The sequence below is a fragment of the Achromobacter colocynthidis genome (assembly GCF_057334535.1).
The window spans coordinates 21,460-32,200 of sequence record NZ_JBHFIZ010000036.1; the positions used below are offsets into that span (position 1 = coordinate 21,460).

Below are 10,741 nucleotides of genomic sequence, written 5' to 3' on the forward strand. Positions count from 1 at the left end.
GTGCACAGAGTCACTCGCTTATGAGACTGCCGAATTTTAAGCCCCTATCGCACCGTATCCAGCAACGCCTGGGCCTCCTGCCTGCGCCCGGCATCCGCCACTTCCCTGCCCGGCCGGGGCGGCGCCTTCAGTGCTTTCTCAAGGTACGGAATGGCCTCCGTCTTTCGGTTCCGATAAACCAGGTAGTCGGCATAGAAGTAGTTGGCGTCGATTCCATCGGGATTCAGCGCCAGCGCCTGTTGCAGCAAGGCTTCGGCTTTCTTGTTGTCGCCGAATCCCACCGGCCAGCCGGGCACCTTGTAGTACAGGACGCCCAGGCTGTTCAAAGCGGATCCGCCCAGCGCCTTGCTATCGATCTGGATCGCCGTTTCATATTCCGCCTTGGCCTGCTTGGCCAAGCCCAGCGCGCCCAGCCCGCCTTTGGCGCCCGCCCAAGAGCTCAGGATGATGCCCTCCCAGATATGCGGTTCTGCTCGGGTGGCATAGCGCGCCGTCAGCGCGTGCGCCGATTGCGACAGCGCCTCGAAGCGGGCCTCGCGTTGCTTGGCGGGGGTCTGGTATTGGATCACCGCCCAGTCATCTTGCAGGGCTCGGATGCCCTGATCAAGCTCTGCGGGAGCGGGCGCGGCAAAGGCCGAGAGGGACAGCGCGGCGCCCGCCAGCAGGCCGGCAGCCGCGTGCAGCAAAGAAAATCTTTTAATCATGAAGAGGCTCCTGAGGGAAATTTCAAGGACGTGAGCGCGCGGCGGTGCTTTGCGAATGCACCGTCCAGCCACTCGGGACACAAGCCGTTCAAACGCGCCGCAATCGCTTCGAAGCCGCCGGCGAAACCTTGGCGCGATTCGCTGTGCAGCATGCGTGACACGCAAGCCGCAACCGTCTCCGGCGTATCGCTGGCGGAGCCGGTGGCGTTGTTGAAAGCCTGGACCTCACGCGAATTGAAGGGCGTTTCAATCGCCCGGGGCGCGTAGTACTGCACCCGTACCGTCGAGTCCGCGAGTTCGCGCCGCAGCGACTCGGTATAGATGCGAAGCGCGGCCTTGCTGGCGCCATAGACCGAGAAGCCGGGCACACCAAGGCTGCCCAGGGTCGACCCGATATTCAGCACCTGGGCGCGTGGACGACTACGCAATAGCGGCAGCATTCCCGCCGTCAACATCATGGGCGCCACGACATTGGTTTCCATCACGCGGCGTGCGTCGTAGCTCTGCACGTCCTGCGCGGGCCCGAACGCCGCGACCGCCGCGTTGTTGATCAGCACGTTCGCGCATCTGGCCGCAGCAGCGTCGATGATCGCGGCACGACCGTGATCCGTCGTCACGTCCACCACCAGGGCGTCGACGCGCGAGCGGTCCTGCGCGCCGGCATTCAGCGATTGCGCCAGCGCCAGCAGCGGACCCGCCGTGCGCCCGATCAAAAGCAGACGCGCGCCTTCCGCGAACAGTTGCCGAGCGATGGCGCTGCCCAGGCCGCCCGCGGCGCCGGTCAACACGATGGAGGCATCGCGCGGGCTCATGCGGCCTCCGCTTGGGTCTGCGCGCGTGGCAATGCACGGAAAATCGCGCCATACAGCGCGTAGAACATGTTGGCGGCATGAATCACCGCTGCCTGGTCGTCGACATCATCCAGCCGGTTCATCAGTTCGGCGAAGTGCGCGGTGTGTTCCTGGTCCAGCGTGCCATGCGAGCGCAGATAGCTGAAGGCGGATGCCGGAAGCGCCAGATTTTGCTGGATCTGATCGGCTGCGTTCAGCGCAAGCGCGACGCTGGTGCCTTCCAGCACGTGAACCATCCCGAAAAATCCCATCGGATTCTTGCGGGCGATCGTGTCATAGGCATAGGCCACCATCACCTCGGTCTGGGGGCCAGGCCCGGCCAGGCGGATCTCGTCAGCGTCTTGCCCCAGCGCCCGTAGATCATTCAGGATCCAGGCGTCGTGCCCGGTTTCCTCTTCGATGTATTCGTCGATGGGCGCCAGCATCCAGGCCAGCCGGGCCGGCATGCGGGCACGGCACGCATGCATCAGTGGCACGGTATGGCTGACGTGGTGGTAGGCCTCGCGCAGGAATGCGATGTAGGCGGGCAAGGCGACCTTGCCGCGCAAGCAATCCTGGATGATCGGAATCGCCACCAGCGATTCCCGGCTTTCACGGGTCTGAGCAATCAGTTTTTCAAAAAAGGTCATGACGATTTACACCAGAGGTTGTGCGGTTGTCCGCGAAAACAGGTCGGCATGCAGGTCCGCCACGGCAGCACGGCGCGGGCGGCCGTTGGCGGTGGCCATGCCGCTGGCCGTGCTGAACTCGGCCCGCGCGCGCATCCACGGGCCGATCCGCGCGTAGTCGGGAAGTGCGGCGTTGGCGCGATCGATACTGGCGCGTATGGCCTCGTCACCCACCTCGCCTAGCGGCCAGATCACAGCGCCCAGCTCGGACTGGCCTTCGCCCAGCACCACGGCCTGGGCGATAGCGGCCTGGTTCGCCAGTCGCAGCTCTATCCACTCGGGCGACACGTTGCGCCCGAAGCCCGTGATCAACAGATTCTTCTTGCGTCCATCAATGTGCAGAAACCCCGCTTCATCCAGCCGCCCCAGGTCACCGGTGGGCAGCCACTGCCGTGGCGCGGTCTGCTGGCCCAGATAACCCAACGCATGCGTGCCGGCCACCTCGATTTCACCGTCGGCCGTTACGCGCAAGCGCGCATGCGGCAAGGGGCGGCCCGCCGAACCCGGACAGTCGGCGCCGGGCAAATTCAGCGTCTGCACCGAGCACGCTTCGGACAGGCCGTAGCCTTCGTAGGCGGGCAGCCCGTGCGCGCGGGCGGCGGTCAGCAATTCCGCGCCTACCGCCGCGCCGCCCACCGCCATCAAGCGAAGCTCAGACGGGGCGCCGCTGCCCGTCGCCCGCAGCCAGCCGGTATACGCGCGCAGCATCTGCGGCAAGACGATGACGCTTTGCGCCTGCGCATCGACAAGCGCCGCATGAAAAATGGCGGGATCAAAGCGGGATGAGCCCTGCAAGCCGGTCTGAATCAAGGGGCGCGTAGTGATCGCCGCCCCCTCGATCAATGGCGAATAGACGCCGGCGATGTTCTCCAACAGCACAGGAAGCGGCAAGGCGGTCAGGTGGCGTCGTATGCCCAGCGGCCGGGTCGCCGCCGCCAGGCTGGCGGCCACGGCCAGCATTTCGGTAGCGCCCAGGCACACCCCCTTGGGGCTGCCCGTCGACCCGGAGGTGAACGTGATCTTCGCAGTTCCGCGCGGCAATGGCGCGGCGCTTGCCGTGCGCCGGAACAGCGCCGACGCATGCGGCAAGGCCTCGGCCACGTCAAAGCCGAATGCATGCAGCATGGCTTGCATCGACGACGGACCTACGACGGTATTCACGCCGGCCGCGTCCAGCGTTTGACGCCACTGGTCCGGCGTGAAGAACAGGGGCAAGGGCACGTGCACCACGCCCGCCAGCAAGCACGCCAGGTCGTGGACGATCCAGTCGGCGCCGTTATCCATCAGTGACGCGGTGACTTGCGCGCGATGGGTCCCGAGCAGATCTGCCCGTGTTTGCACCCGCCCCAGCAAGCCTGCGTAATCCAGTGATTCCTTGCCAGTCTGTAGCGCAATGCGGCTGCCGCGGCCCGGGTCGCGCAATAGGGAAAAAAACTCGGCGACGTTCATGCGTCCTGGTCCGGAAAGTGTTCAAGGATGGCGTGCAGGCGTCCCGCGAAGACATGGGGCGCATGGGCGTAGTAGTCGCCCCAATCGCCGCGTTCCTGCTCGTTCAGGTGATCCGAGGTGGCCGCTGAAATCGGCTGGTGCGCCAAGCCCATGCGGGCGAACAGGTGGTGCAACTCGCTGGTCAGGGTGCTGACCGCCCAGTCGAAACCTTGCTGGTGCAGGTGGCGCGCAAGCAACGGCACCAACAGCCGCCCGCCACCCGGCCGGGCCGAGGCAAACTGGCCCGCTTCCACGATCAGGCGGCGCGCTACCGGCGCGTTGTGGTCACGCAGATATTGTTCAATCGGCGCCGCCAGGTAGCGTTCAAGAAACAAGGAATCGTCCGCGCTCCGGTAGCCGGCTGCCGCGAGGATTTCTCCGTCTTCCTGCACGCTTACGAGCGTGGGCAGCCAATCTTTCAGCGTTGCGCCAAACCGTTGCTGATAGCGTTGATGAATGTAGGCTTCCACGCGGCCACGCATGGGGTCGCCGACGGGGTGGATGTGCAGCGTACGAGACACAGCCCTTGGCTGCGAGGCGATCGAACTCTGCGTGGGCAGCGATAAAAACTTGGTTTGCGGCATACTGGCATCCGGTCGATGTGGCGTCGGTTTATCGACATCTGGTGCGCAGCTTAGGCAGCCAACCTTAATGAGAAATTAACGGGTGCGTGGTGGTAATCTCAGCCGAATATCGCGCGAAGGCAATGCGAAGGCAATAAATGAGAATCCTCATCATTGAAGACGACCCGCTGATCGGCGATGGCTTGAAATCCGGCCTGCGCTTGCTGGGCTATGCCGTCGACTGGTTCTCCAGCAGCCGCGAAGGCGACCAGGCCATGGAAGTGGTGCACTACGATGCCGTGGTGCTGGATCTTGGCTTGCCGGGCGAAGACGGCGTGGCGCTGCTCAAGCGCTGGCGCCGCAATGGCCGCAGCTTGCCGGTCGTTATCCTGACCGCGCGCGAAGCCGTCGAAAGCCGCATCGCGGGGCTGGATGCCGGCGCGGACGACTACCTGATCAAACCCATCACGCTGGACGAATTGGCGGCACGCTTGCGGGCGGTGACGCGGCGCGTGGCGGGCAAGCCCGAGCCCGTGTGGCGCCATGGCCATCTGGACTACCACCCTGCCCTGCACGAAGTGCACTGGAAGGGCCAAAAGGTGGATCTGACCACGCGCGAAGCGCTGCTGCTGGAACTCTTCCTCACCCATCCCAACCGTGTCCTTACCCGCGACTTCATTCGCGACAAACTCTACGACTGGGACTCGGAACTGGAAAGCAATGCGCTAGAAGTATTCGTACACCACCTGCGCAAGAAAATTCACCCAAAGATTGTGCGCACCGTGCGTGGATCAGGCTACGCGCTGGGCCAAGTGGACGCCGACTCATGACCTTGCAACGCAGGCTTATTGTTGCCGTGCTTCTGGCCGCGCCGCTCGCTTGGCTGATCACCATCGCCGGAACCTACTGGCGCGCCTCGCACGAGATCAACGAGCTCTACGACACCGACATGCTGCGGCTCGCGCAGCAGACGCTGGCCATCTCCGCGCTGATTCCCCCGTCCGCCACCCTGCTGCCCACGCCCGCCAAGACGCCGTCTTCGGCGAATACGGGCGACGCGGGGCTGGGGGATCTCTCTGTTGCGATATGGCGGGGCGCCGGTGCCCCGCTGGTGCTGGATCCCGAAGCGATGCAGTTTCCGCGTGAGGGCGACAGAGAGGGATTCTTCGAAAGCGTCGTCAGTGGCGAGCCCTGGCGGCTGGTCTACTTGAGCGATGCGTCCAACCAAACCCGCATTGCCGTTGGACAGCGCATCGGGGAACGCAACGACCTGGTGGTTGCCTACATCGCCGGCCAGATTGTTCCCTGGCTGGTGGGGCTACCCGTGTTGATCGCGTTGCTGATCTTCGCCGTACGCCAGGCGATGCGCCCGGTACGAGATCTATCAAAACAGTTGGAGCGACGCCGCCCTGATGACGCCACGCCCTTGGCAAGCTCGCAAGTACCGGGCGAACTGAAGGTGCTTACCGACGCGATGAACGGCTTGCTGGCGCGCGTTGGAACGCTGATCGAACAAGAACGGCGCCTGACGGCAGACGCTGCCCACGAGTTGCGCACGCCCTTGGCGGCAGTACGAGCCCAATGGGACGTGGTGCAACGTACCCAAGATGCCGCTGAACGACGCCAGGCACAGGACAGCGTGACTCGCGGCATGGAAAGGCTGGACCGGCTGGTGTCGCAATTGCTGACCATGGCTCGTCTGGACAGTGCCAACCATGCGGACTTTGGTGGCTCCGTCGATTGGCGTGTCGTGGCTGAACAAGCGGTGGGAGACTGCCTTTGGATCGCCGACCGGCGCGATGTCGACATCGCCGTGGAATGGCCCGAAAGCGGCGTGCTGCCGCTGCCGATGGCCGGTGATGAAAACGCGCTGACGATCATGCTGAAGAACATTCTGGACAACGCGATTCGCTACGGCCCCCGGCATTCCCGCGTCCGCCTGACCTTCGCGGCCACGGACATCACGGTCGATGACGAAGGCCCGGGCATCGCCCCCGACGTACTCCCCCGGTTGGGCGATCGATTCTTGCGCGCGGCGGGGCATGAAGAAGCCGGTAGCGGGCTGGGCGTGTCGATTGCTCGCCGCATTGCTCACAACCACGGCATGAACATCCGGTTTGCAATGCGCGAGGCGGCGGTCGACTTTGGACCCGGGCTACGTGTCACGATACGGCGCGGAGAGTAGCGCGGCTTGCTTCCTGCGGTATTGCGCACTTCGTGCCCCCACCCGTTCACCCCTTGCCCGGCCGCGTATCCACCGCCAGGCACAGCAAGGCCGTCAACAACGCCAGCCCCACATGCCCCATATACAAAGGCGAGAAATCCGCGTGGCTGACCGCGCCCTGCCCCAGCAGCAACACCGTGATCGCCACGCCCATCACCCCGCCGATCTGCCGTGTGGCCTGATTCACCGCGCTGCCCACCGCGTAGTGTTGCGCCGGCAAGCGGCTGACGGCGGCGCCCGACAAGGACGGCAGCACCATCCCCACGCCGATACCGCTTAACAACAGGCCCGGCAACCACTGCGTCAGATAAGCGGGTTGTTCGCCCGGCACCAGCAAGAACCACAGACCGCTGGCCGCGTAGATCAAGGACCCCATCACCAGGAACGGCCGGTGGCCCAGGCGCGCCGCCAGCCGGCCGGTGATGATGGCCGTCGGCATCACCAGCAAGGGGCCGGGCGTGACCGCCAAACCCGCGCGCGGCAGGCTGTAGTGCCACACGCCCGTCATGTAGAAGAAGAAGGCGAAGAACATCATGGCGAATGCAATGCCGAAGCTGAGCGTGGCCAGGTTCACATAGCGGTAGGTGCGGTGCTTGAACAAGGCCAGATCCACCAGGGGATGCGGCGTGGAACGCGCCCAGGCCACGAACGCGCCCATCGACACCACGCCCACCACAGCCACCACCAGCAGTTCCATACGGGTCCAGGAGGGGGATTCCGACTGCACCGTCGCCAGCGCCAGCGCGCCCACCGCCACCATCAACAAGACCATGCCCACGCCATCCACACGGCGGCGCGCTTCGGGTTTGACCGATTCCTTCAACAGCCCGGCACCGAACCAGAGCGACACCGCGCCCAGCGGCAGATTGATGTAGAACGCCCAGGGCCAGCCCGCCATGTCCACCACGAACGCGCCCAGGCTGGGGCCGATGGCCGCGGCCAAGCCGCCCACCGCGCCCCACAGGCTGACCGCCACCGCGCGCTTTTGCGGGGGAAATGCCGCCAGCACAATCGACAGGGACGCGGGCGTCAATAGCGCCGCGCCCACCGCCTGCAACACACGCGCGGCAATCAACCACCCCACGCTGCCGGCCAGGCCGCAGGCGGCGGAGGCGGCCAGGAACAACACCACCCCCATCATGAACATGCGCTTGCGGCCATGCGTGTCGGCCAGGCCGCCCGACGGAATAAGCATGGCGGCGTACACCACGGTGTAGGCGTTGAGCACCCATGACATATCGGCGGCCGATGCCTCGGGAAAGCCCGCGCGCAACGCGCCAAAGGCCGCGTACAGCATGGTGGCGTCCAACGACACCAGGAACACGGCAATGCTGGCCACCCAGAATACGGGCCAGGGCGAAGCCGTGACGGACGCGGCGGTGGGCGCGGTGGGCGCTACGCCGGGCGTTGCGGTCGGCGCGGCGGTGGACGTTGCGGTGGACGTTGCGGTCACCGCCGCGGTCGGCGGCGTTTGGGAATGCGCGTTGGCATGCATGGTGGTCTTAGCCCCGCGCTTACAGGTAAACCGGCGGGTTGGCCGACAAGCCTTGCTTGACCTGGCGAGTCCGCTCATCGGCCAACACCTCTTCCTCACCCGCCTCCAGGCCGTCGAACGCCTGGTTGACGATGGAATCCGGTGTGGACTTTGGCGCGTCTATTCCCTTGGTCAGATCGGTATCCACAAACCCCATGTGCAAGCCCAGCACCTGCGTGCCCTGCGCGCGCAGGTCGTGACGCAGCCCGTTCGTCATGGCCCAAGCGGCCGACTTGCTCATCGCGTACAAGCCCAACGGCTGCCCGTTGAGCCAACTGGCAAGCGACAGCACGTTCAACAACGCACCGCCACCATTGGCGGCCAGCACCGGCGCAAACGCCTGCGCCACCCGCAGCGAACCGAACAGATTGACGTCCAGGTGGCGTTGCGCCGATTCGATGGCATCGGCGTCCAGGAAGCCGCCCATGGCCGCGACACCCGCGTTGTTGATGACCAGCGTCACGTCCGTGGCGCGCGCCGCGGCGGCCGCCACGTCAGCCGGGTTGGATACATCCAGCTTGATGGCCTCGACCCCAGGCAAGGTGATCGTGGACGGGTCACGCGCGGCGGCGTAGACCTTGCGGGCGCCACGGGCCAGCGCGATGCGCGCAAAAGCCAAACCCAGACCGCGGTTGGCGCCGGTAATCAACACGACTGCATTCTTGAGATTCATGATGGGGTCCTTGTCGGAAAGTAGAGACTGCTGACTGGTTTAAATATGATGATCATCATATTCATGTTGGATAAAAAGGCCGCGCACAGCGGCCTGGAAATCGGTAGGCGGTCAAGCTCATGAAGCCGCCACCGTGTCGTATTGGTCAAGAATGCTCTGGCGGGCCGACGCCAGCACGGCGCGCCCCTCCGGGTTATCGCCCAGCGCGCGCGCCAGTTGCAGCGCACCCACCAACGTACTGGTCACCGCTGCGGCGGCGTGTTCCCCCGCGTCCGGGGGCAAAACGCCACGCACCGCCTGCATCAAGCGTTGCACGCGCGCGGCCGCCACCTCGCGCACATCGGGCGACTGGCGCGGCATCTCGGAAGCCAGCGCCGCCACCGGGCAACCCGACTCGCAGCCTTTCAGATGCGCATCGCCCAGATAGGCGTCCACCCAAGCCCGCAACGCGCTGGCGCCTTCGGCCTGACGCTTGGCCACGCTTTGCATCATGCGCGACGCGCCATCGCGCCCAGCACGTTCCATCGCGGCGGCCAAGAGCGCATCGCGCGACGGGAAATGCGCGTAAAACCCGCCATGCGTCAGCCCGGCTTCCTTCATGATGTCGGCCACGCCCACCCCGGCATACCCTTCCCGCCGGATGGCGCGCGCCGCGGCGTCAACAATCCGTTCGTGAGAAAGCGCTTTGCGGTTTGAGGGGCCAGACATGGTCGGGATCCTGAAATATGATGATCATCATATTAATCCCGCAAAAATCCGGCGTGCAAGAAAAATCGGGGGGATTTTGTAACTGCGGGGGTGTGACTACGAGGGTGTAACGACACAGCCCCCGCAGGCGCGGCGCTTAGCGCCAGACCTCGGGTTCGACGCTGACCTCGCCCTTGTCGGCCGAGAAATACACGATGCCGTCCGAGATGTTGGCGTTCAGCTGCATGGTGCGCTCGGCAAGCTTGGCCAGCGCCCGGCTCTGGTCGGACGGCAGGTTCACCACCTTCAGGTTGCGAGTGCGTTCGAGCTTGTTGCGCACGCCATCCCACCAGATCTTGCTGGCCGACCCGCCATAGCAATAGACAATGACCTCGTCCGCCCGCCCACAAGCGCGCAGAATGCGGCGCTCTTCGGGCTGGCCCACTTCAATCCACAGCTTGACCGCGCCGGTCAGGTCCTTGACCCACAAGTCGGGCTCGTCGGTATCGCTCAACCCCTTGGTGAACGCCAGTTCTTCCTGCGCATGCAGCGCAAAGGCCACCAGGCGCACCATCATGCGTTCGTCCGTTTCAGAGGGGTGGCGGGCGACCGTCAGCGCATGGCTGCCGTAGTAATGACGGTCCGTGTCGGCGACGTTGAGTTCGGCCTTGTAGATGGTGGCGCGCAGGGCCATGGCGAAAAATCCGTAGTGAATGGTGCGAATTGCGTGAAGCCCGCCATGATACCGCCTGAGCAAATCAAGGGGGAATTGCACTGCGGCCGGCGCCTTTTCGTATCGATCGCCCGAAGATTATGACCGTTACCGCCGCCCTCTTCGTCTTCACCCTTGCCGCCGTCATTTGGATCATCACGCCAGGGCGGGAGTCATGCGGGGATTGGACCGGATGACGGGCGCGGCGTTTATTGCGTTCGGGTTGAAATTGGCGGTGGAGAGGCGGTAGGTTTTTGCGGGGGGTGATTGATGGGTTACGCGCGATGGAGGTTGGCGTTTTTGTTCAAGGCATGCCGCGCTTCACCCATCCTACAGGTGAAGCTGGCGCCGTTGGTTGCGTTGGCGATGTCGGCAGCACCAGCGGAGCACCTAGCCGCCCAAATGCCAAAAAAGGCCGCTCGCGCGGCCGGTTTTGGCGGCCCTGCAAGACCCTCCGCCAAACCACCCCCGTGGCAAGAATGCCAAGCACACCGTTCGCCCCAGCGTCCGTCACCGGCTATGGCTGGAGCGTTTGGCGTTGGGGCGAGGGTGAGCGAGGCGAGTCGATGCGCCCGAGGGAATCCGAAGGCAGCCGCCGCAGGCGGCAACGAGGATGACGAAGGGGACGTCCGGGGCG

General features: G+C 64.9%; 11 protein-coding genes. 2 read left to right on the top strand and 9 right to left on the bottom strand.

The features are described 5' to 3' along the window. Nucleotides 1-44 precede the first annotated feature (44 nt). From ACE04A_RS18945 to ACE04A_RS18965, 5 genes are read right to left on the bottom strand one after another with little or no spacing between them, the layout of a single operon-like run. A complete protein-coding gene (locus tag ACE04A_RS18945; RefSeq protein WP_448717097.1) occupies nucleotides 45-704 on the bottom strand; it encodes a tetratricopeptide repeat protein in 660 nt (219 codons plus the stop codon). Continuing rightward, nucleotides 701-1,516 carry an SDR family oxidoreductase gene (locus ACE04A_RS18950; RefSeq protein WP_448717098.1) on the bottom strand — a complete coding sequence of 272 codons (816 nt, stop codon included), beginning with the start codon at nucleotides 1,514-1,516 and terminating at the stop codon, nucleotides 701-703. The genes ACE04A_RS18945 and ACE04A_RS18950 overlap by 4 nt, the downstream gene beginning before the upstream one ends. Further along, entirely contained in the window at nucleotides 1,513-2,184 is a 672-nt protein-coding gene (locus tag ACE04A_RS18955; protein WP_279997176.1) for an iron-containing redox enzyme family protein, read from the bottom strand. The genes ACE04A_RS18950 and ACE04A_RS18955 overlap by 4 nt, the downstream gene beginning before the upstream one ends. Before the next feature lie 6 nt (nucleotides 2,185-2,190). Further along, complete coding sequence (locus tag ACE04A_RS18960) at nucleotides 2,191-3,672, bottom strand: AMP-binding protein (protein ID WP_448717100.1); 1,482 nt, start codon at nucleotides 3,670-3,672, stop codon at nucleotides 2,191-2,193. After that, on the bottom strand, nucleotides 3,669-4,232 hold the full coding sequence (locus ACE04A_RS18965; RefSeq protein WP_448717101.1) for a thermostable hemolysin: 564 nt from the start codon (nucleotides 4,230-4,232) through the stop codon (nucleotides 3,669-3,671). The genes ACE04A_RS18960 and ACE04A_RS18965 overlap by 4 nt, the downstream gene beginning before the upstream one ends. A gap of 200 nt (nucleotides 4,233-4,432) precedes the next feature. Here ACE04A_RS18965 and ACE04A_RS18970 point away from each other — a divergent pair, with 200 nt between their 5' ends. Both ACE04A_RS18970 and ACE04A_RS18975 read left to right on the top strand, forming a co-directional pair. Continuing rightward, nucleotides 4,433-5,104, top strand: coding sequence for a response regulator (locus ACE04A_RS18970; protein WP_447988568.1), 672 nt, complete (start codon nucleotides 4,433-4,435; stop codon nucleotides 5,102-5,104). Then, a complete protein-coding gene (locus ACE04A_RS18975) occupies nucleotides 5,101-6,459 on the top strand; it encodes an ATP-binding protein (RefSeq protein ID WP_448717102.1) in 1,359 nt (452 codons plus the stop codon). The genes ACE04A_RS18970 and ACE04A_RS18975 overlap by 4 nt, the downstream gene beginning before the upstream one ends. 46 nt (nucleotides 6,460-6,505) lie before the next feature. Here ACE04A_RS18975 and ACE04A_RS18980 read toward each other — a convergent pair whose 3' ends face one another. From ACE04A_RS18980 to ACE04A_RS18995, 4 genes are all read right to left on the bottom strand, one after another. Next, complete coding sequence (locus tag ACE04A_RS18980; RefSeq protein ID WP_448717103.1) at nucleotides 6,506-7,993, bottom strand: MFS transporter; 1,488 nt, start codon at nucleotides 7,991-7,993, stop codon at nucleotides 6,506-6,508. A 19-nt stretch (nucleotides 7,994-8,012) separates the two neighbouring features. Further along, the gene (locus ACE04A_RS18985) at nucleotides 8,013-8,705 is read right to left on the bottom strand and encodes an SDR family oxidoreductase (RefSeq protein ID WP_448717105.1); all 693 of its coding nucleotides are present in this window, start codon (nucleotides 8,703-8,705) and stop codon (nucleotides 8,013-8,015) included. Nucleotides 8,706-8,822: 117 nt separating this feature from the next. Further along, on the bottom strand, nucleotides 8,823-9,413 hold the full coding sequence (locus ACE04A_RS18990; RefSeq protein ID WP_259248771.1) for a TetR/AcrR family transcriptional regulator: 591 nt from the start codon (nucleotides 9,411-9,413) through the stop codon (nucleotides 8,823-8,825). 136 nt (nucleotides 9,414-9,549) lie between these two features. Beyond that, a complete protein-coding gene (locus ACE04A_RS18995; protein WP_100855334.1) occupies nucleotides 9,550-10,086 on the bottom strand; it encodes a YaeQ family protein in 537 nt (178 codons plus the stop codon). Nucleotides 10,087-10,741: the final 655 nt, after the last annotated feature.